This is a genomic window from Clostridium lundense DSM 17049 (assembly GCF_000619945.1).
Taxonomy (GTDB): Bacteria; Bacillota; Clostridia; order Clostridiales; family Clostridiaceae; genus Clostridium_AO; species Clostridium_AO lundense.
Genome location: NZ_KK211043.1, coordinates 73,449 through 96,199 on the forward strand (window position 1 = coordinate 73,449; position 22,751 = coordinate 96,199).

The following is a 22,751-nucleotide window of genomic DNA, read 5'->3' on the forward strand; positions in this document are numbered from 1 at the left end:
CACATCCTTAATTTTGTTATATATCACCTAATTCCTTTGGTTTTATTATTCCACAGCAAGAGTAAGACATATCTTTATATATTTCCACAGGAACATTTCTATCTTCAGCAAGCTTAAGTATATGTTTTAGATTAGGATTATTAAAAGAATCTACAAGTATTTTCCAAGGGATTCTTCTTAGAAGAACTCTTGTAGTCTCTCCTACACCTGGCTTAACAAGATTGATGTTTTTAATATTAAATAGTTTCTGTATTTTACAAACATCTTCCAGCCCTTTATAGTTTGGCATAGATTCATTTTCTAGTATTAGGTCAGCGTTTTCAAATGTTTTTGGAGATTTATCTATTAAACCAAATTGCTCAGTTATAGTATCAATAAAAAGATTTGACACATCCATAGAAGCCAGTTCCTTATAATATTTAGCTCCGTGAAAGTCAGTTTTCGATATAAATGATTCATTTAACACTGTTCTGCTCATTAAACCAGAAACTGTTGAATTTAGACAAGCACTTGGTATAAGAAAATCCTCTCGTGTAGCATAAATATTAGTACAATAGGCAGGATCAGATAAAACAGCTAAATTAGTATTTAGCTTAATACCAGTATCCTTATAAAAATCATTACATGCCTTAATAAGTGTGTCTTGGATAACCCCTTTACCAGTCCATCCATCAATAAATTGAAGGGTAGAATCAGGATGTTTTTTTAGTATATACAATAGGGCATTTCTATCTATACCTTTATCTCTAATAATAGATATACTATAGTGTGGCAGGATTAAATTATACTTATGATTTATATAACGTTTTATAAGTATACCTATTGGTGTGCCTGCTCTAGCCAATGAAACTAAAACAATATTAGTCCCTATGTTTTTAATAATTTTATCACTAACAATAGATACAAGAATTGCAATTTTTGTCTTAGTTTGCTCTAAAGTTTCATAAAATAAATTCATGTATTCTTCTGTTGGATGGTATTCAATAGGCAGCATTTCAGAATAATGAGTACCATTTTGAATGGCGTTTTCTCTATATTCATTGCTTAATTCGGAGATAAGGCCTGTTATTTCTTTTAATAAGAATATTACATCATCCTTTGAATAGCTTCCTGATAATGTATTATTTAACATCTATATCACATTCCTTTTATATGTAGTTGGATTCCATGAAACAAAAATTACGTTATTAATATTGAAGTAACCAAATATCTTTTTAAAGTTTTTCTTTGCTTCTTCGTTAAAAGTTTTTTCAGAAAAAACGAATACCTGATCATAAAAGTTTCTAGGTATATTATATAAATAATTAGTAACATTGTTGTCATCATGTGAAGGAAAGGCTATTTTATTTTTTATAGCGTAATGATCACAATCCATTGAATATATGGGGCTTCTTGTTGTAGAGTGAAAAAATATTTTTTCTCCAAGTTCCGCACTTAATAAACATGGTATATAAATGAATTCTCCTGTACCAAGACATAGACAATTACCTTTAACCTGTTCTTTTTTTAATATTTCTGCAAGCTGTTTTATTTCTTTATTTATAAGGTGATTTTGCTCACTTGAAATGCCAAATCTTCCTGTAGACTCAATAAAACCTTCAACAAAATCAGGTGCATTAAAACATATGTCTTTATGTTTTGCTAGTGGTGAATGACTATAATCTACTTCTGGATCATCAAAAGCAAGTTCTCCAGATTTATTACATTCTATGGTTCCCTTTACTAGAGAACATACTTTAATATTTCTGGATTTTTCATTTTGGTACATTTTTATGTATTCATCATTACGCCAATCAAGAATAGAAATAATACCAAAAGTTTTAGAATCAGAAAGATTTCTTATTAGATTTAATGAGGTTTTTCCTGTGGTCAATTCATCATCAATGAGAACTATATCTTCAACTTCGTCAAATATATTAGAATTTAGTGGATAGATCATATGATCTGTAGCATGTGAATGTTCTTCACAAAAGAAAACGCTAGGTCTTATCTGAGTTATATTTTCTCTAGTGGTATGAATATAGTAAGAGTTTGAACTGCTACTAAATACAGATTGAGCAAGACCTGTAGCAGTTTCTGCAAAACCAACAAAAAGTGTTTTGTGTTTTAAAGGAATAGGGGAACTTAGTATTTTATTTACTTGTTCCATGAATTTAAGAGAAGTGCTTTGATTGTTTTCTATAGATATTAATGCTTGTACTAAAATATCTGTATCAGGATCATGAAAATTTTCTCTTTCTTCTGCCCAAAGTCGACATAGAATTCCGCCAATTATTTTTAGTATAATTGGACGGATAGCAAGGTGCTTTCCCAACACCTTACTTACAAAAAGAAAGTCACGTTTTAGATTTTTTCTAGCAGCCATTGTAAATAGATGATTTAAGTTAAGACTATACTTTGTTTCGTATATATTCAATAATATCCTTAGGTTCTGGCATATAGTTAGATTTACTGGATAGTTCAAGGATATCTTTGTATGTTTTTCCATAATTTAGTACCCCCATAATCTTAGAAAGTAATATAGTTTTATAAGCCCATTTAAAATGAGGTTTTACTTCATTCATTTTATTTTTGTAAGTGCTCTTAATAGCTCCATCTGACAAAGAATTCATTATGGCTTCGGCATCAAGATATTCTTCTTTAGATACAACCATAAGTGAGTTTACAATATCTATTTGAGTTGGGTGAATTACGGTTTTACCCACAAGACCGTTTAGCTTGTCTAACAATATCTCTCTAAAGAAACCACTGTTATCAAGATCAGTATTAAAATTAAAATGTTCATTTACAGGTGCAGATATTACATATCCATCAATTTGAAAAATATTAAGGATATCTAAGATACAATCCTTAATTACAGCTAGATCATAAATGGTGAAATCTCGTCCTCTTCTTAAACTGTAAATTCCTGAAAAATCTGTTCCACCGATTCGTATATTTAGAACTAGGTCTTTGTAAGTATTTAAGATGTTCTTTATACTTATAAGTTCTTCAATTCTAGAGGTTTTGAAAATTACCTCAGGAGTTTCAAGGATAGGTAATACATATAGTTTTCTACTGTTTAAAATATTATAAGATTTTATTGTAGAAAAATATTGTTCTCCAGATGTTGCTCTAAATTTTGGAATTATAAATCCACATAGACCTACAAGATGTGAATTTTTGAGCAGGGTTACAAGTTGATTAAAATTCCTCAATCTAACAAAAATTAATGGAATATTATCTAAGAAATCCTTACAATGTTTTGATATTTTATCAAGATCTTTAAAAAAATCAAGAACGTTTTTTTCAGCTTGTTCCAATTTGTCTGATGCAACAGAATCTTCTAAGCATATAACTACAGAACAAGCACTAACGGAAAGAATATCTTTAAGAAGGTTATTTCTGTCTGCACCCATATATATAGTTGCACCTAAAGCATGAGACAGAAGTTCTTTATCAGAATTTAAAGAAAAAGGGCATGGTTTTTTATAAAAAATAGAGTCTGGTTTGTTTATATAGTTAAAATATCTCATAATTTTATCATCCCACATTAATTTTATTTTAGAGTAAACAAAGTTCGCAACTTTAGAGGGAGTTTTTGCTTCATCTAAAGTTTAGAAATCGTTATCCAGGGACATATTCGATTTTTACTCTCACTTTGAAGAAGATGGGAGTAAAAAGCGGATAGCCATGGGATAAATCTGTTTTCGATGTTGTTTCCAGATATGTTAAGTATGGGTTTGAGTATATTTTTCAATGTACGAACCCTATGTTACTTACAAGTACTTTTATATTTATTTAATTAAATTTATCAAGTTTTTAGATATAAAGATAGGGTTATATATGAAATAAATGGTGTAAAACTAACTTTTTTGCCGAAAATTATTGTTTATACTTTTGGGCAATTAGTATTATTTATTCTAAATTAGTAATAATATGAATAATTCAGTAAAATTAGTATATTACATATTGGAAACTAAGTCAAATAATTCAATGAAGAGAATAGGATAAGCATATATAAAATTTTCAGTAAGTAAATCTATATCTTGATTTGTAAAAAATTACATAATATGGAAAAAGCCCTTGATTTAAAAATTTCATTATTATAAAATTTATATAGCAATGTTTGGTGCAAAAAATTATATTTATAGTATTTTTGACCAATACTAGATAGAGAATTTTGCAGGAGGGGATTTATATGAAAAAAGTAAGTTTAGATTTAAGCTATGTTAAACCTTATTTAAAAGAAGAGGAAATATTAAATTTAGATCCTTTTATAAAAGAAGCTCATAAAAGGCTTCATGAAGGTACAGGAGCAGGGAACGACTTTTTGGGGTGGGTTGATTTACCGGTTAATTATGACAAAGAAGAATTTGAAAGAATAAAGAAATCAGCAGAAAGAATTAAAGATAATTCAGACGCTTTAATAGTAATAGGTATAGGGGGATCATATCTTGGAGCCAGGGCAGCAATAGAGATGTTAAGTCATAGCTTTCACAATAATTTAAATAAGGAAAAAAGAAAGAATCCAGCTATATTTTACGTAGGAAATAATATTAGTTCTACTTATATGGCGGATTTATTAGAATTAGTAAGAGATATGGATTTTTCAATAAATGTTATATCAAAGTCTGGAACTACTACAGAGCCAGCTATTGCTTTTAGAATTTTTAAAGAATTAGCAGAAAATAAATATGGAAAAGAGGAAGCTAAAAAAAGAATATTTGTAACTACAGATAAAGAAAAAGGAGCATTAAAATCTTTAGCAGATAGAGAGAATTTTGAAACTTTTGTAATTCCTGATGATATAGGAGGAAGGTATTCTGTATTAACAGCAGTAGGACTTTTGCCTATTGCAGTAGCAGGAATTAATATTGAGGAAATGATGAAGGGTGCAGAAGAGGCAAGAAAGGATTTTATGGAATTAGATTTAAGTGAAAATCCTTGTTATAGATATGCTGCATCAAGAAGTGCTCTAAACAGAAAAGGCAAGAATATAGAGATTATGGCTAATTTTGAGCCTTGTTTACATTATTTTGGAGAGTGGTGGAAACAACTTTATGGAGAAAGTGAGGGGAAAGATAGAAAAGGCATATTTCCTGCAGCAGTTGATTTTTCTACAGATCTCCATTCTATGGGACAATATATACAGGATGGATTAAGAATAATATTTGAAACTTTTATAAATGTAGAAAGTCCAAGGAAAAATATAACCATTAAAGAAGAGAAGGATAATGTGGATGGGTTGAATTTCTTAGCTGGTAATACTATGGATTTTGTAAATAAACAGGCTTTTGGAGGAACAGTATTAGCTCATAATGATGGAGAAGTTCCTAGTATAGTTATAAATGTTCCAGAATTAACTCCATATTATTTTGGATATATGGTTTATTTCTTCGAAAAAGCTTGTGGTATCAGTGGATATCTTTTAGGAGTTAATCCTTTTAATCAACCAGGAGTTGAGGACTACAAAAAGAATATGTTTGCTCTTCTAGGTAAACCAGGTTATGAAGAGCTTAGGGAAAGTTTGAAAAGCAGATTATAGAGAGGAGAAAGTGAAAGCTGAAGAATGAAAAGTAAAGGATAGAATTAATATTCATTATTCACTTTTCACTAAAATAAGCGTGAAGATATTAGTAGATGCAGATGCATGTCCAGGAAGAGGACTAATAGAAAAAGCAGCAATGAAATATAAAATAGAGGTTATAATGTATTGTGATATGAATCATATTTTACATAGTGACTATAGCACAGTAAAATATGTAGAAAGTGGCTTTCAAAGTGTAGATATGGCTGTAGCTAATGCAACAAAATTAGGAGATATAGTAGTAACTCAAGATTATGGAGTTGCGGCTATGGTTCTTGGGAAAAAGGCTTATGCAATAAGTCCTAAGGGACGCATTTATAGTGATAAAAATATAGATAGATTACTATTTGAAAGACATATAAATGCAAAGGTTAGAAGAGGTGGAGGAAAAACTTCCAATCCTAAAAAAAGAACCGCTGAAGATGATGAACGTTTATATGAAAACATACTGTTATTAATAAAAAGATCACAGGAAGAAGCCGCAAGCTCTTTTTCAGATGATAGAGTATAGAGCAGAGATGATTAGGCGTTTCGTTCACTACATTACGGAAAAAACTAAATTATAAATAATAAAGAATAAATAAGGATAATTTCTTTCCATATTTATTCTTTATTATTTTTATTTACAAAAGTATGAAAAATACTTTTGTATTTTCTATAAGTAAGAATTTTTCGTAGCAATAGCGGAGAAAAATTATCCGTATCTGTGCTCTATAAAAGTGCATTTCACTTTTTTTAATCATTTGAATACAAAACAGTCATGCTAATAGGGTCTAATTGCATTTTAGATCCTTTTATTATTTTCAATGGAGAGTTACTAATTGTATCTCTAGTTCCCACTAGGTTCCATGAATTATATGGGATGTTAATTATTTCTGCATTTTTATTGGAGTTATATATTACAAGAATGTTTTTCCATGTATCACCATTGGCATAACCTTTTAAAATAAATGCTACAACATTTTGAGGCATATCATTTAAAAATAATAGATGAGAATTTATATCTTCCTTTTTATTCATTCTAAAGGCTGAATGTGATTTTCTTAGGCTTATCAAATCTTTATAATACTGAAATACATCCATAAATAAAGCTTTTCTGTCCCAATCAATCCAATTAATGTTATCAAGAGAAGTAAAACTGTTTTCTATCATATTCTTTGTTCTGCAGAATTCTTCACCAGAATGTAGAAAAGCTATACCTTGACTGGTTAATATAATTCCATTACAGAGTTTTTGAATATATTTTTTATTTTCTAGGCTTTCATTCTCACAACTAACACATATTTTATCCCAAAGTGTGTAATTATCATGGCAAGAAACATAATTTATAGTTTCGCAAGGGTTGTAGAAAATTCCAATATTAGATTCCTCATTTTTTATAGAAGCAGCAATGCAGTTTTTTAATAAAGATTCTAAATTAGATTTGCCAGTAGCATAACCTTTATCATTAGGAATAAATATATTTCCTTTTATGACATCCCTGATTACATCATTAAAATGTCCTATTTTAGGAAGTTTTAATGAGTTTTTCATGCAAGCTTTATTATCATCGTGTAAAGCTGTATTTAAGTTCCACCCTTCACCATAAAGCATTATATTAGGATCTATAGTATCTAATTCTTTTCTTATAGAGTTCATAGTTTCTATATCATGTAGCCCCATCAAATCAAATCTAAATCCATCTATATGATATTCTTTTACCCAAAATTTTACCGAATCAATTATAAATTTTCTCATCATTAGGTTTTCAGAGGCAGTATCATTACTACAACCGCTACCATTCGACATAGAACCATTCTCATAATATCTAAAATAATACCCGGGAAATATTTTTTGAAAGTTGTTGTCAATATGATGCCATAAATGATTAAAAACTACGTCCATATTTACACAAAAGCCATTTTTGTGAAGTTTCATTATCATTAATTTCAGTTCATATATTCTACAATAAGGATTAAAGGGGTTAGTAGAGTAACTTCCCTCAGGTACATTATAATTTTGGGGATCATATCCCCAATTGTATTTTGTAGGATTTTTTTCATCTATACTTTTATGAGAAAAATCGAATATAGGCATAAGTTGAATATGGGTTATTCCTAACTCTTTTATATGATTTAATCCAGTGGATATATTTTTGTCTGAAAATGTGTTATCTTCAGTAAGCCCTATAAACTTTCCTTTATTTTTAACTCCACTATTATGATGAATAGATATATCACGTATATTTGTTTCATATATTATTGAATCTGTAAAAGATCTAGTACGTGGTGAAATATCATAATTCCAATTCTCAGGATTAGTTTTAGATAAATCAATAATTGCTCCTCTTAAGCCATTAACCCCTATAGCTGTTGTATATGGGTCAACAGCTTCATAACAATTATCATATACGGTTATTTCATAGGTATAGTAGTAACCTTCTAGATCAGTTTGTATGGTGCAATACCACAAACCATTTAAAAGTTCGTTCAGTTTTACCCTTTCAGGCTTTTCATTAGGGGAAGGTTCACTTTCTTTATATATTAATAAACATATATTTTCAGCAGCTGGGGACCATACCTTAAATGTAGTACTGGTTTTAGTATAGTTATAACCTAAATGGCAATTGCAATAATATTTATCATTGAATTCCTTTGAAGAAAATAAGGTACTATAATTAGCTTTAACTTTTAGATTTTCATATATGACAAAACATTCTTTTTTTATATTTATTGTTGAATTTAAAAGGGCTGTAAACTTATTTCCACAAACCTCATAATGATTAATATTTAATATATTGTCACCATTTTTTATAATGAAATGATCAATTTTAAAATTTAAAGAATCATCTACAACAAAATGTATTTTGTTAAAACTTGTTACAACAACATTATATATAGTCACTAAATATTCCTCCTTTAAAGGTAACTATCATTATAATATTAGAAATTAATGGAAAAGTAAATAAAAACCTATTACAAAATATGGTATTATAGTATAATATATCATAGGGATATAGTAAACGGGGGATGAGTTAGATGGATGAAATAAATATTAACTTTAATTTAAATAGTCCTCAAGAAAAAGGTAAGGAAATAATAATATGCATTGAAAATACCTTACAGGATAATTTATTATATAAATTTTTTATAGGATGTAATGGTTTATGGGATACTTTACAGGATTTTTCTGAAAATAGTAGTGTTAGTTGGATTCCCGAAGAAAATGGCAAATATACAATAATGATACAAGCTAAGAAATTAGATAGTAATAAGATATTTGATTATGTATGTAGAAAGGATTTTATAATAGGGGAAGAAGACGAGAAGCTAATATATTCTATTAATATAGATAAAAATAAAGTAAAGATTGGTGAAAAAATTAATATAACAGTAAATTCTAATAAAGTTCCTATTATGTATAGATATTGGCTTAGGGAAGATTCAAATTGGAATATGATAAAGGATTATTCAGCAGAAAATACTTTAAGGCTAACTACAAAGAAACTTGGAAAAAGTGAAGTATTAGTAGAATGTAAGGAGATTGATTCTAAAAATAATTATGATGATTTTAGTAAAGTAGAGTTTAATGTAATGCCATTAAAAAATATAGAAATAAAAGATTTTAAATGTTTATCTACAGAACTATTATGTGAGTCAGATTTAGTTTTTCAAGTGGATGTAGACAGCGAAGATAATAGAACAATACTTTATAAATTCATTAAAATATATAGTGATGGTACATCTTTATGTATACAAGATTATTCTACTAAAAGAATAGTAAGTTATGTTGAAAATGAAGGTGGAGAATACAAACTTTTATGTTATGTAAGAGATATGTATTCACAAAGGGAATATGATGATAGAGCGATAATGAATTTTAAAGTAAAAAAATATAAGGAAATACAAATAAAAAGTTTTACAACAGATAAAATATCTCCCCAGATTTGTGAAAGTGAAATAGTTCTTAAATCAGTAGTATATGGTGGCAGAGAGTTATTATATAGATATATAATAGACGGAGATTATGGAGAAGATTCAGGCTATATAAGAAATGACACTTATTCATGGCTTACAAAGAAGCCTGGTGAATATAAAATAACATTACTGGTAAAAGATAGTTCTTATGATGGCAACTATGAAGCTAAGGAGGAATTGACTTTTATAATAGATGAGAAAAGCAAGGAGCCAATAAATATTGATGAAATAATATTAGATAAAGGAGACAAGATTTTAAAAAATGATGCTCTTACTATAAAAGTAAAGGCTTCAGGAGGAATGGATTTAAGATATAGTTTTATAGTAAAAAAGAATGATGATATAAAAGAACAAGTAGTAGATTATGGTACCACCAATTGGATAAGATTTATACCAAAAGAAATTGGTAAATATCAATTTGAAGTAAGAGTAAAAGATAAATTTTCTACAAGATTGTTTGATAGCCATTCTATAATATATGTGGATGTATTTGAGTATTTTCCAGCATCTATTGATTATGTATTGTGTCCAATAAAAGAAAGTTTTCTTTGTGGTGACAATATTACTGTGGAAGTTATTACTACAAATACAAAGGACACTTTAATAAAGTATATTTTGAAAATAAATGGGCATAAAGTTGAGGAAAGTGATTTTTCCTTTAGTACAAAATATATGTTTACGCCTAAATGTGGTGGATTATATATAATTCAAATATATGCCAAAAACAAAAATAGTAAGGAATTGTTTGATACTAAAAAAGATATTAAAATATTAGTTAATGAAGCTTTGCCAGTAACAGATACAAAAATAAAATGTAATAAGAATACAATAAGTGAAAATGAACCAGTTATATTTTCTGTTGAAAATAGTGGTGGAAAAGATAATATGTACGAATTTTATATAATGGAAAAAGAGGAATGGATTAAGGTGCAGGATTATAGTAAGAAAAATTACTATAGTTTTATTCCATTTTCAAAGGGAAAATATAATATATTAGCTTTGTGTAAAAGTAGCTATAAAAAATCAGCATATGAAGATTATGATATTTTTCAATTTCATGTGGAATAGACATATAAAGAAAAAATATTTCATCACGATAACAATATATGGTATTTAAAAAGATGGTGGTGAATTTAAATGGAAATAGATAATAATAAAAAAGTAGAACAGCTTCTTCAAACACAATTATTAACACAGGTACTTAAAAGTTCTCTAGGAGACTCTCCTACTTTTGATTTGGTATTAGAAAGTTTAACAAAGGCTATGGCAGATAAAAATGGAGGATTAAGTTTAGGTAGCATAGATTTAAAAGACATAGGATATGGTGGAAATGAAAAATTAGTTCAAGATATAAAAAATGCAGCTTCAAATATAAAAAGCAATAATCCTAAGGTGAATGAGATTGTAGCAAATATTTCTAGAAAATTTGGTGTAGATAAAGATTTAATTATGGCAGTAATAAAACAGGAATCTTCTTTTCAGCCTAATTGTGTATCACAAGCTGGTGCTATGGGACTTATGCAGCTTATGCCGGAGACTGCAAGCGAAATGGGAGTTACAAATCCTTATGATATAGAACAGAATATAAATGGAGGAACAAAATATTTAAGAGGCCTTTTGGATATGTATGGTAACTCAAAGGAATTGGCTTTAGCTGCTTATAATGCAGGACCAGGCACCTTACAAAATAGAGGAGTAAAAAATAAATCTGATATAGAAAGATTACCTTATGAAACTAGAGATTATGTAAGAAAAGTAATGAAATATTATGGTAAATAAAAACAGTCGAAAGACTGTTTTTGTTTTTTATAATAAGCTAAGAATTTTAATTTATAAAAGTTCTAAGAGAAGGAGATTTTTAAACCATAAATTAGAAAGGGAAGAGTTAATGATAAAGGAGGTTTTTCTTCTGTTGATACTACAAAAGAGTAGCTTTAGGTAGTATATAAATGATATATTATCATTATAATAAAAATATCTATATATATGGAGGTAATTGTTTGTGGAGAGATTAGATAAAGTTTTGGCTAATTTAGGATATGGAACAAGGAAGGAAGTAAAGGCACTAGTAAAAAGTGGTGCAGTTGAAGTGGATGAAGTTTTAGTTAAGGACTCTGGAATGAATATAGATCCTGAGAAAAGTGAAATAAAAGTTAATGGAGAAATAATAAGGTATAGAAAATATATATATTTAATGATGAATAAACCTGATGGAGTTGTATCTGCTACTTTTGATAATTATGATGAAACAGTTGTAGACTTATTAGATGAAGAATATCAGGTATTTAAACCATTTCCAGTAGGGAGATTAGATAAAGATACTGTTGGGCTGCTGTTAATAACTAATGATGGTGAACTGAATCATAGGCTTATATCACCTAAATGGCATGTGGATAAGGTATATTATGCTGAAATAGATAAAGTTGTGAATGAAGATGATGTTAATGCTTTTAAAAGAGGAATAACTTTAGATGATGATTATAAATGTTTACCAGGAAAACTTGAGATTGTTAAAGCCGATGAAGATGGATCACAGGTATATGTAACTATACAAGAAGGAAAATTTCATCAAGTTAAAAGAATGTTTGAAGCAGTAAATAAAAAAGTAGTCTATCTAAAAAGAGTTAAATTTGGTGGATTAGATCTAGATGAAACACTAGAAGAAGGAGAGTATAGAGAGTTAACAGAAGAGGAATTAAATGCACTAAAAGAGGTATAATGAATTTTTTATGAAGGCAACATGAATAAAATATGAATTATTTCAAGCATTTTAATAAAAACTTTACAATATATTTTGCAAATAACACTTGAATTTTTAGTATATTTTTTATATAATAATATTGCAAGAATAAATAAAAGAATGAATAGCCCCCTTTTATTTATTGAACAACCCACGCCCCAATGGGTTGTTTTACTTTTTTGAGCAATTTTAAAAAAGTGTATAAAAATTGCAGTTTCTATATGGATTAATATTAAGAATAATGTTAAAATTTATACAAGGAATTATTTATTATTATTTTTAATAAGGAGCTGAAATGCATGGGGGACTATAAATCTAAGGTAGATAGTGAAGAAATGGATTTTTTATATGAAGCCATTTTAACATTAAAAACAAAGGAAGAGTGTTATAGGTTTTTTGACGATATTTGTACCATAAATGAGATAAAGGCTCTAGAACAAAGAATGCAGGTAGCAAAAATGCTTAAAGAGAAGAAAACATATCAAGATATATCAAATGCTACAGGAGCTAGTACAGCTACAATAAGCAGAGTAAATAGATGTTTAAATTATGGTAGTGATGGATACAATATAGTTCTTGAAAGATTACAAGACAAACTTTAAAAAAGGATTAGAATATTATTAAGGATTGTTTTATAAAATTAAATTAGTAAACGTTTAAGAGTAGAAGAAGAGTTGGTATTATTATCAGCTCTTTTTTTATATAAATGGCAAAATGTTACTGGATCAACTGGGTAAAATTAATATTTTTTAAAGCTGCAGGAATTTATTAACATTTCAAGAATAATATAAGTCATAAATAAATATATATACATACTTACATGTTTAGGGGGATTTTTAATGAATAATATATATAAAGACATTGATAGAGTTGTTGATTTATTAGAAAAGGAGATTATAGAATTTCGTAGAGATTTTCATAAGTATGCAGAGGTTGGATGGACTGAATTTAGAACATCATCAAAAATAACAGAATATTTAGAAAAAATGGGTTTAGAAGTGAAATTAGGTGGAGAAATATTAAATAAAGAATCAATGATGGGAGTACCTTCTGAAGAGGAGCTAAAAAAACATATGCAAAGAGCTTTAGAACAAGGAGCAGTTAAGAAATATACGGAAAAAATGTATGGAGGATTAACTGGAGTAGTTGGAATATTAGATACAAAAATTCAAGGACCTACAACTGCATTTAGATTTGACATTGATGCAAATGATGGCATTGAAAATAATTCATTAGATCATAGACCGAAAAAAGAAGGTTTTCTTTCAGTTAATAGTGGAGCTATGCATGCTTGTGGTCATGATGGCCATGCTGCCATAGGATTAACAGTAGCAAAAGTCTTAAAAAGTATGGAGAGCAAATTATGTGGTAAATTTGTATTTATCTTTCAACCTGCAGAAGAGGGCGCAAGAGGAGCTTATTCTATAGTGAAAAGTGGATTGCTTGACGAGGTAGATTATTTTTTAAGTGGACATATAGGTTTTGCAGCCAACAAATTGGGACAAATAGTATGCAATACAGATGGATTTTTGTCCACAACAAAATTTGATGTGAGTTTTAAAGGAAAAAGTTCTCATGCGGGAGCTTCACCTCAAAATGGTAAAAATGCATTATTAGGAGCAGCGTCAGCAGCTTTAAATTTGCATACTTTATGTCAGCATGAGGAAGGCGCCACTAGAATAAATGTTGGGGTTTTAAATGCAGGTACAGGAAGAAATGTGGTTCCTGAATATGCAGAAATGAAATTAGAAACTAGAGGGGAAACAGATAGTTTAAATCAATATGTAACTAGTAGAGCTATTGATATTATAAAAGGTGCTGCTATGATGCATGGTTTAGAGTATAAGGTAAAAGTAGTTGGAAGAGCTCAAAGAGGAAAAAGCGATAAGGAACTTTCAAAGATAATTGAGGAGCAGGCTAAAAATATAGGAGAAGTTGATGAAATAGTAGAATATGCTAAGCTTACTGGTTCAGAGGATGCTACTTATATGATGAATAAGGTTCAAGAAAATGGTGGAAAAGCAGTTTATCTTATGTTTGGAACAAAAAAAGCAGCGGATCATCATAATAGTTCTTTTGATTTTGATGAAGGAGTTCTAAAAATTGCTACAAAGGTATATGTGCTTTCTGCTATTAAGATAAATGAAAGGGGGAGAATATAGGGGGACTATCTTTTAGCTTGAGCCTTTATTAATAAACAGAGTTCTTGGTTTCAGAAGGAGTTTTTACTCCTACTGAAGCTTAGAAATCGTTATCCAGGGACGTAGCCGCTCTTTACTCCCACTTTGAAAAAGATGGGAGTATTAGAGTGGGTAGTCATCGGATAAATTTATTTTTGCATTGGGGGGTTAAAATGAATACGGAAAAAAATATTATTGAAAAGAGAAACACTGGTGGTTTTTTAGGTTGGGTAGAAAGAGTAGGAAATAAAATTCCGCATCCATTTATATTATTCTTATGGCTAATAGTTATAGTTTGGATTGCATCTTTAATATGCTCACTAACCGGTGTTAGTGTGAAGAATCCTGTAGATGGTAAAGTAGTTGCAGTAAAAAATTTATTATCAGCGGCAGGAATTAGATACATGTTGGAAAGCATGATAAAAAATTTCACAGGATTTGCACCATTAGGATTAGTTCTTACAATGACACTTGGTATAGGACTTGCTGAACATGTAGGATTTATATCTGCTTTTATGAAGGATACAATACTTGGGGCTTCTCCTAAAGTAGTTACTTTTATGGTAATGCTTATAGGTATTTGTGGCAATATAGCCTCTGATGCTGCCATAGTTATAGTTCCTGCTATTGCAGCGGCAATATTTGCTTCTATGGGAAGGCATCCATTAGCAGGTATAGCTATAGGATATGCTTCAACTACAGCAGGATTCAGTGCAAATTTAATGATTGCTGGAACAGATGCACTACTTGCTGGAATCACAACAGAAGCAATCCATATTGTTGATAAAAATGCTTCAGTAACTCCAGTTTGTAACTGGTATTTTATGATGGCTTCTACCTTTATTTTAGCTATTATAGGTACTATCGTAAGTGAAAGAATAGTAGAGCCTAGATTAGGAACTTATCATGGTAAAAAGGAAATTACAAGTGATAAAATTACCTCAGAAGAAAAAAGAGGGCTTAAAAAAGCTGGGATTAGCGCACTTGTATATGTAGGCATATTGGTAGCAATATTAATTCCTAAAAACAGTTTTTTAAGAGATCCTAAGACTCATTCTTTAGTACCATCGCCATTTTTAAATTCAATAATTCCTCTTTTGTTAATATTATTTATAATTGTTTCCTATGTATATGGCAAGGAAGTTGGAAAGATACAAAAAGTTGCAGATATTCCTAAGTATATGACAATTGCTATAAAGGATATGGCCTCATATATAGTATTAGTATTTGTAATTGGACAGTTTATAGCGTACTTTAACTGGAGTAATTTAGGCTATGCAATAGCTGTAAATGGAGCTAATAGCTTAAAGTCAGCTAATTTTACGGGAATGCCACTGTTTATATTATTTATATTATTAGTTTCATTTATAAATTTATTTATAGGCAGTGGTTCTGCAAAATGGGCACTACTTGCTCCAATTTTTGTTCCTATGTTTGCTATGTTAGGATATAACCCTGCATTAACTCAAATGCTTTACAGAATAGGAGATTCTACTACAAATATTATATCTCCTCTATTTCCGTATTTTCCAATAATTTTAGGATTGGCAGCAGAATATGATGAAGATGCAGGAGTTGGAACTATTTTGTCTTTGATGATACCTTATAGCTTAATAATGCTTGCGACTTGGATTGTATTTGCCATGATTTGGTTTGGTATTGGATTACCATTAGGACCTGGTGCATCAATAAGATAAACAGAATTCTTGGCTTCAGAAGTGGTTTTTATTCCTAATAGAGTTATTAACAGGCTTCTAAGGAGTTTTATTCCTTAGAAGTCGTTATCCTTTAGGTGAAATTCGTATGGGGGTAAGATAGAACATTGAAGCCGATTGGACCAATGTTCAATGGTTAAAATTATAGGGGGGGAATGGATATGTTTAATGAAAAGGTTGAGGAATTAATAAATAAGGAACTAGATTTAATAATTAAGATAAGAAGAGACATACATGCTCATCCAGAGTTAGGAATGAATGAACATAGAACTGCCCAAGTAATTATTGATAATCTTAAGGATTTGGGGTTAAGAATAAAAACAGGTGTGGGAAGGACAGGGGTTGTAGCATTATTAGAAGGAAAAAATCCTGGAAAAACTTTGTTGTTAAGAGCGGATATGGATGCTCTTCCTATGGATGAACTTACTGATTTACCTTTTAAGTCTGAGAATAAGGGGGTTATGCATGCTTGTGGTCATGATATGCATACGTCAATACTTATAGGTACTGCAAGGGTGTTATCACAATTAAGAGAATATATAAATGGAAATATTAAGTTTGTATTTCAGCCAGCAGAAGAATGTAACCCTACTGGTGGAGCAAATTATATGATTGAAGATGGAGTGTTAGATAATCCTAAGGTAGATGGAGCAGTAGCACTTCATGTTTGGGATTTACCTTTAGGTAAAGTAGGGTTAAAACCAGGAGCAATGATGGCACAATCGGATAGAATATTTATAAAAATAAAAGGTAAAAGTGCTCATGGTGCAGCTCCCCATCAAGGAGCAGATGCTATTGTAGCAGCAGGGTATGTTATTACAGCATTACAGACTATAGTAAGTAGAAATATAAATCCATTAGATAGTGCTGTAGTTACCCTTGGAGTAATAAAAGGTGGATATAGATATAATGTAGTACCAGATGAGGTGAATATTGAGGGTACTGTAAGAACTTTTGCACCTCATGTATCGAAAGTAATGCCAAGAAGAATAGAAGACATTGTAAAAAATATATGTTATGCTTTAGGATGTGATTATGAATTCAAATATGTAAATGGGTATCCGCTTACTTACAATGATGAAAATTTAACAGAAATAGTAATGAAAGGGCTAAGACAGTCTATTGGAGATGAAAATGTTATTATTCCAGATAAGCCAGCTACTGGTGCGGAAGATTTTTCATTCTTTAGTAAACATATTCCTTGTACTTTTATGTGGTTAGGTTGTAAATCAGATATAAATGAACAATGTTTTGTACTTCATAATCCAAAATTAATATGTGATGAAAGAGCTATACCTATTGGTATAAAAGATTTATGCGGTGTAGCAATGGAGTTTTTAAAATAGAATAATGTAACATATTAAATTTAAAGGAATATGTAAAGATTGGTTTATTAAAAAAGCCAATCTTTTTAGCTATAGATAAAAAATAAAATTAAGGATGATTAAAGGGTAGTTAAAATGTTATAATATTAAACAAGTGATTAATTGAATAATACTAATAGCAAAATCAGGGAGTGAATATATATGGATTTAACGAAATTATTGAATAAGGAGCAGTATGAAGCGGCTACTACCGTTGAGGGCCCTTTACTCATATTAGCAGGTGCGGGCTCTGGGAAAACAAGAGTTCTTACTTATAGAATAGCCAATCTAATTAAAAATTTAAATGTTTATCCTTCCCAAATACTAGCGATTACCTTTACAAATAAAGCAGCTAATGAAATGAAAGAAAGGGTAAGAAACATAGTAGGGAATGAAGCAGATGGCATGTGGATATCCACATTTCATTCCAGTTGTGTAAGAATATTAAGAAGAGAAGCAGAAAAACTTGGATACAACAAGAATTTTGCTATATATGATAGTTATGATCAAAAGACTTTAGTAAAAACATGTATAAAAGAACTAAATATTAATGATAAAGATTTCGATGAAAGATATATGCTAAATAAGATAGGAGAAGCGAAGGACAACTTAGTTTCTCCAGAAGAATTTAAAAAGAAACATGAAAATAATTTTAAACTAAATAAAGTAGCAGATTTATATTTGCTATACCAAAAAAAATTGAAAAGCAGTAATGCCTTGGATTTTGATGATTTAATATACAAAACTGTAGAATTATTTAAAAAGAACCCAGAAATTTTAGAGTTTTATCAGAGAAAATTTAAATATATAATGGTAGATGAGTATCAGGATACTAATAGGTCACAGTATGAACTTGTTAGGTTATTAGCAGATGCCCATAAGAATATATGTGTTGTTGGAGATGATGATCAGTGTATATATGCTTGGAGAGGAGCAGATATACGAAATATATTGGATTTTGAAAAAGATTATCCAAATGCTAACATTATAAAATTAGAGGAAAATTATAGATCAAAGGCTAATATATTAAATGCAGCAAATGAAGTTATAAAAAATAACTGTAATAGAAAAAGTAAAGTACTTAGAACTAATAATGGATTAGGTGAAAAAATAAAAATATATAGAGCCTATTCAGATGTGGATGAAGCACAATTTGTAGCTTCGGAAATTAATAAAATAATAAAAGAAGAAAGTAAATGCTATAAGGATTTTGCTATTCTTTATAGAACTAATGCTCAATCACGTATTTTTGAGGAATCTTTTATGAGAAATAATATTCCATATAAGATAGTTGGAGGATTAAGGTTCTATGATAGAAAAGAAATAAAAGATATAATGGCATATCTAAAGCTTATAAACAACCCTCTTGATGATATAAGTTTAAAGAGAATTATTAATGTACCTAAGAGGGGCATAGGAGATAGTACATTAGATAAAATACAGGATTTTGCATCTTCTATGGAGGAATGTGTATATAGTGTATTGTTAGATGTGGATAACATTGGGTTATCCGGAAGGGCAACTTCATCCATTAATAAATTTGTTAGTTTAATAAATAGTTTTATTAGAAAAAAGGATGAGGTAACTGTATCTAAATTAATTGAGGAAATACTTCAATCTACAGGGTATTTAGCTGAATTACAAAAAACAAATGACATAGAGGATTTAAGTAGAATAGAAAACTTAAAGGAATTGGTTTCCGCAGCAGTAGATTTCGAATCTTATTCTGAGGATAAAAGCCTTTCTGCTTTCCTTGAGCAGGTTACTTTAGTATCAGATATAGATAATTTTGATGAAGAAGCAGAAACGGTTGTGCTTATGACAGTACATAGTGCCAAAGGACTTGAATTCCCAGTGGTATTTATGGCAGGAATGGAGAATGGAATTTTCCCAGGAGTACAATCATTAGATAATGAGGAAGAGATGGAAGAATCTAGAAGACTTTGTTATGTAGGAATAACTAGAGCAAAGGAAAAATTATACATGACTTCTGCTGAAAGAAGAATTATGTTTGGAAGAACTGTGGCTTATGAGCAATCATATTTTGTAAATGAAATTTCAAATGATTTAAAGGAATCTATAAGAGAAGGAAGAAAAAGTTTAAATAGAGAAAATTTTTATAGAAAAGAAAACGTATATTTAGATAGAAAATATTCAAGCGCTAATGAAAGTGCTTTGGATAATATTAGAGAAGAAAAGAATAGTGATTCTGATAAATTAACTATACAACAGGCTACGCCGGGAAAGAAAGTAAGACATAGTAAGTTTGGAATAGGAACTATAGTCAGTGCTACTCAAAATGGTGATGATATAAAATTGACAGTAGCTTTTGATAGAATGGGTGTTAAAATACTTATGCTTAGCGTGGCTCCTTTAGAAGCAGTTTAGGGGAGGAATTAAAAATTGTCTATTGAACAAACTAAAAAAGAAAGAATACATGAATTAATTGAGAGCTTAAATAAGTGTGCTTATGAATATTATGTGCTGGATAATCCATCAATATCTGATAGAGAATATGATAAACTTTACGATGAATTAGTAAAGTTAGAAAATGAAACATCATATATATTACCTTATTCTCCTACTCAAAGAGTAGGAGATAAGGTGTTGTCTGAATTTCAGAAATATGTACATAAAGGAAGGCTTTGGAGCTTAGATAAAGCGCAAAGTATCCAAACCTTGAGAGAATGGCATAATAGAAATGAAAAGGCAATATCACAATATAATGAAACTCATACAGATAAACTTCCTAATGTATCTTATATTGTTACGAAAAAGTTTGATGGATTGACAATAAACTGTACTTATGATGAAAGTGGTATTTTAACTAAGGCAGCTACTAGGGGTACTGGAATAATAGGCGAAGATATAACTGAACAAGCCAAAACAATAAAAACAATACCTTTAAAAATAAATAATAATCATTTAATTGAGATTCATGGTGAAGCTATAATGACCAAAAAGGCTTTCGAAGAATATAATAAAGTAGCAGATGTACCTTTAAAAAACTTAAGAAATGGTGCAGCAGGTGCTCTTAGAAATCTAAATATAAAGGAAACAGCCAAAAGAAATCTCTCTGCGTTTTTTTATGATGTAGGCTATAATGAGGGAAAGAATTTTGAAAGTTATATGGAAATGCTTAATTTTATAAAAGAAATGGGCCTTTATGTAGAACCGTATATTAAAAGATGTAATACAGTAGAAGAAATAGAGAAGGAAATAGAATATATTAATAATATAAGAAATGATTTAGAATATGATATAGATGGCATTGTTATAGCTATAGATGACATGAAAACAAGAGAAGTTTTAGGATATACAATTAAGTTCCCTAAATGGGCTATTGCATATAAGTTTGAAGCGGAAGAAACTACTACAAAACTTTTAGATGTGGAATGGAATGTAGGAAGAAGTGGAAGAGTTACACCTACAGCTATTTTGGAGCCTATTGAATTAGCAGGTGTTACTGTGAAAAGGGCTACTTTAAATAATATGGATGATATAAATAGAAAAGGTGTAAGAATAGGAAGTCAAGTATTTGTAAGACGTTCTAATGATGTAATACCAGAAATAATGGGTGCAGTTGAAGAAAGCTTAGAAGATAGTAAAGAAATAGAAGTTCCTAAATATTGTCCGTATTGCGGTAGTGAGCTTATACAGGAAGGAGTTCACTTCTTTTGTGAAAATACTTTATCATGTAAGCCTCAAATGGTTAAAAGTATAGTGCATTTTGCAAGCAGAGAAGGAATGAATATAGAAGGATTTAGTGAAAAAACTGCAGAACAGTTTTTTGAAAAATTAAATATAAAGTCTATACCAGATTTGTATAGAATAAAAAAAGAAGAACTATTAACCTTAGAGAAGTTTGGAGAGAAAAAAGCTAATAATATTATTAATGCTATAGAAAAAAGTAAAACTCCAGAATTATCTTCATTTATTTATGCATTAAGTATACCTAATGTAGGTAAAAAGACTGCTAAAGATTTAGTTAAACATTTTAAGACCTTAGAAAATATTCAACAGGCTACTTTTGATGAATTGTTATCTATAAAAGATGTTGGAGAAATAGTAGCAAAAAGTATCATAGAATTTTTTAAACAGGAAAAAATAATAAAAAGTATGAATGAGCTGCTAGAGTTAGGTATAGTACCTATTACTGATGATCTAGAAATTAAAGAAGAAAGTCCATTTAAGGATAAAACTGTTGTTGTGACAGGTTCTTTAATTAATTATAGTAGAACAGAGATAAAAGAAAAACTAGAATCACTAGGAGCTAAGGTTTCGGGTAGTGTAAGTAAGAAAACAGATTATGTATTGGTAGGCGACGATCCAGGATCAAAATTTGATAAGGCCAAAGAATTAGGTGTGAAAATTATAAATGAAGAAGAATTTGAGCAACTAATCAATGGCTAAATTCCAATGAAAAAGTAGAATTGGAGGAGTTTATGATGCGAAAAGCCATAGGAGCATTAGGATGGTGTGCAGTGTTTTTAACTACTATAGCATTAATACTAACCATGCTTACTACATGCCAGTTTATTTACATTAAATATTTTAATAGTTACTTCACATTACAATGGTGTATTTTTTTTACAATGATTGTATGGTCTTTAAAATTAATTGATTTAAAAAGTAGTTTAAATAATAAAATATTATATCCTGTATTATGCATTATTTTTGCAGCAGGTACAATGTTTTTTATATTTATGAAGGTATATTAGTAAGGTAAAAGATATCAATATCCGCTGGTGTTATTGATATCTTTTTGTATGATTTTAAGTATATAAAAAATAATTTTTATGATACAATATAGTTGTTATTCACAAAATAGTATAACTTTATAATATTAAGTTTAAAATTATTGTATTAGTTAATATTTACTAATATATTATTTATTTTATAAAGAAAGTGAGGGAATATACAATGGCTGTTTCAAAAAAAGATGTAGAATATGTTGCAGAACTAGCTAGAATAGAATTGATGGAAGATGAAAAAGAAGGAATGATAGAGGATTTAAATAAAGTGTTAGCTTATATGGAAAAGCTAAATGAGTTGGATACAGATAATGTTGATATAATAGTTAATCCATACTATATTGAAAATAAGTTTAGAGAAGATGAAGTGCAAGAATCAATGAAATTAGATGAAGTAATGGAAAATGCACCAGAAAAGCTTGAAGAATACATATTAGTGCCAACAATAATAGAAGGCTAGTTAGTTAACCCAA

The 22,751-nt window shown here is 29.4% G+C and carries 17 protein-coding genes; 13 read left to right on the forward strand and 4 right to left on the reverse strand.

Going from position 1 to position 22,751, the window contains the following annotated elements; translation table 11 throughout:
- Positions 1-16: 16 nt before the first annotated feature.
- From T514_RS0122350 to T514_RS25420, 3 genes are read right to left on the reverse strand one after another with little or no spacing between them, the layout of a single operon-like run.
- Positions 17-1,132 (reverse strand): cysteine protease StiP family protein, encoded by a 1,116-nt coding sequence (locus tag T514_RS0122350; RefSeq protein ID WP_027626728.1) that lies wholly within the window; start codon positions 1,130-1,132, stop codon positions 17-19.
- A complete protein-coding gene (locus tag T514_RS0122355; protein ID WP_027626729.1) occupies positions 1,133-2,488 on the reverse strand; it encodes a phosphoribosyltransferase domain-containing protein in 1,356 nt (451 codons plus the stop codon).
- Positions 2,391-3,515, reverse strand: coding sequence for an HpcH/HpaI aldolase/citrate lyase family protein (locus T514_RS25420; RefSeq protein ID WP_051542263.1), 1,125 nt, complete (start codon positions 3,513-3,515; stop codon positions 2,391-2,393). The genes T514_RS0122355 and T514_RS25420 overlap by 98 nt, the downstream gene beginning before the upstream one ends.
- Before the next feature lie 665 nt (positions 3,516-4,180).
- Between T514_RS25420 and T514_RS0122365 the strand changes: the two genes are divergently transcribed.
- On the forward strand, positions 4,181-5,527 hold the full coding sequence (locus T514_RS0122365; RefSeq protein WP_027626730.1) for a glucose-6-phosphate isomerase: 1,347 nt from the start codon (positions 4,181-4,183) through the stop codon (positions 5,525-5,527).
- A 79-nt stretch (positions 5,528-5,606) separates the two neighbouring features.
- A complete protein-coding gene (locus T514_RS0122370; RefSeq protein ID WP_027626731.1) occupies positions 5,607-6,080 on the forward strand; it encodes a YaiI/YqxD family protein in 474 nt (157 codons plus the stop codon).
- A 224-nt stretch (positions 6,081-6,304) separates the two neighbouring features.
- Here T514_RS0122370 and pulA read toward each other — a convergent pair whose 3' ends face one another.
- Positions 6,305-8,452: a type I pullulanase gene (gene pulA, locus T514_RS0122375; RefSeq protein WP_027626732.1), complete on the reverse strand. Its 2,148-nt coding sequence runs from the start codon at positions 8,450-8,452 to the stop codon at positions 6,305-6,307.
- A 134-nt stretch (positions 8,453-8,586) separates the two neighbouring features.
- Between pulA and T514_RS0122380 the strand changes: the two genes are divergently transcribed.
- The 11 genes from T514_RS0122380 (at position 8,587) to gatC (ending at position 22,738) form a co-directional block, all read left to right on the forward strand.
- On the forward strand, positions 8,587-10,593 hold the full coding sequence (locus T514_RS0122380) for a triple tyrosine motif-containing protein (protein ID WP_027626733.1): 2,007 nt from the start codon (positions 8,587-8,589) through the stop codon (positions 10,591-10,593).
- Positions 10,594-10,662: 69 nt separating this feature from the next.
- Positions 10,663-11,304 (forward strand): lytic transglycosylase domain-containing protein, encoded by a 642-nt coding sequence (locus T514_RS0122385; protein ID WP_027626734.1) that lies wholly within the window; start codon positions 10,663-10,665, stop codon positions 11,302-11,304.
- A 223-nt stretch (positions 11,305-11,527) separates the two neighbouring features.
- Positions 11,528-12,244, forward strand: a complete 717-nt coding sequence (locus tag T514_RS0122390; RefSeq protein WP_027626735.1) for a pseudouridine synthase — start codon at positions 11,528-11,530, stop codon at positions 12,242-12,244.
- A 320-nt stretch (positions 12,245-12,564) separates the two neighbouring features.
- The gene (locus T514_RS0122395) at positions 12,565-12,867 is read left to right on the forward strand and encodes a YerC/YecD family TrpR-related protein (protein ID WP_027626736.1); all 303 of its coding nucleotides are present in this window, start codon (positions 12,565-12,567) and stop codon (positions 12,865-12,867) included.
- Between the two features lie 237 nt (positions 12,868-13,104).
- Positions 13,105-14,427 (forward strand): amidohydrolase, encoded by a 1,323-nt coding sequence (locus tag T514_RS0122400; RefSeq protein ID WP_027626737.1) that lies wholly within the window; start codon positions 13,105-13,107, stop codon positions 14,425-14,427.
- A 191-nt stretch (positions 14,428-14,618) separates the two neighbouring features.
- Positions 14,619-16,142 (forward strand): AbgT family transporter, encoded by a 1,524-nt coding sequence (locus T514_RS0122405; protein WP_034870063.1) that lies wholly within the window; start codon positions 14,619-14,621, stop codon positions 16,140-16,142.
- A gap of 179 nt (positions 16,143-16,321) precedes the next feature.
- The gene (locus T514_RS0122410; RefSeq protein ID WP_027626739.1) at positions 16,322-17,506 is read left to right on the forward strand and encodes a M20 metallopeptidase family protein; all 1,185 of its coding nucleotides are present in this window, start codon (positions 16,322-16,324) and stop codon (positions 17,504-17,506) included.
- 180 nt (positions 17,507-17,686) lie between these two features.
- Complete coding sequence (gene pcrA / locus T514_RS0122415) at positions 17,687-19,912, forward strand: DNA helicase PcrA (RefSeq protein ID WP_027626740.1); 2,226 nt, start codon at positions 17,687-17,689, stop codon at positions 19,910-19,912.
- Positions 19,913-19,927: 15 nt separating this feature from the next.
- A complete protein-coding gene (ligA, locus tag T514_RS0122420) occupies positions 19,928-21,937 on the forward strand; it encodes an NAD-dependent DNA ligase LigA (RefSeq protein WP_027626741.1) in 2,010 nt (669 codons plus the stop codon).
- Positions 21,938-21,972: 35 nt separating this feature from the next.
- Positions 21,973-22,245 carry a hypothetical protein gene (locus T514_RS0122425; protein ID WP_027626742.1) on the forward strand — a complete coding sequence of 91 codons (273 nt, stop codon included), beginning with the start codon at positions 21,973-21,975 and terminating at the stop codon, positions 22,243-22,245.
- Positions 22,246-22,447: 202 nt separating this feature from the next.
- Entirely contained in the window at positions 22,448-22,738 is a 291-nt protein-coding gene (gatC, locus tag T514_RS0122430; protein ID WP_027626743.1) for an Asp-tRNA(Asn)/Glu-tRNA(Gln) amidotransferase subunit GatC, read from the forward strand.
- The last annotated feature ends 13 nt before the right edge of the window (positions 22,739-22,751 follow it).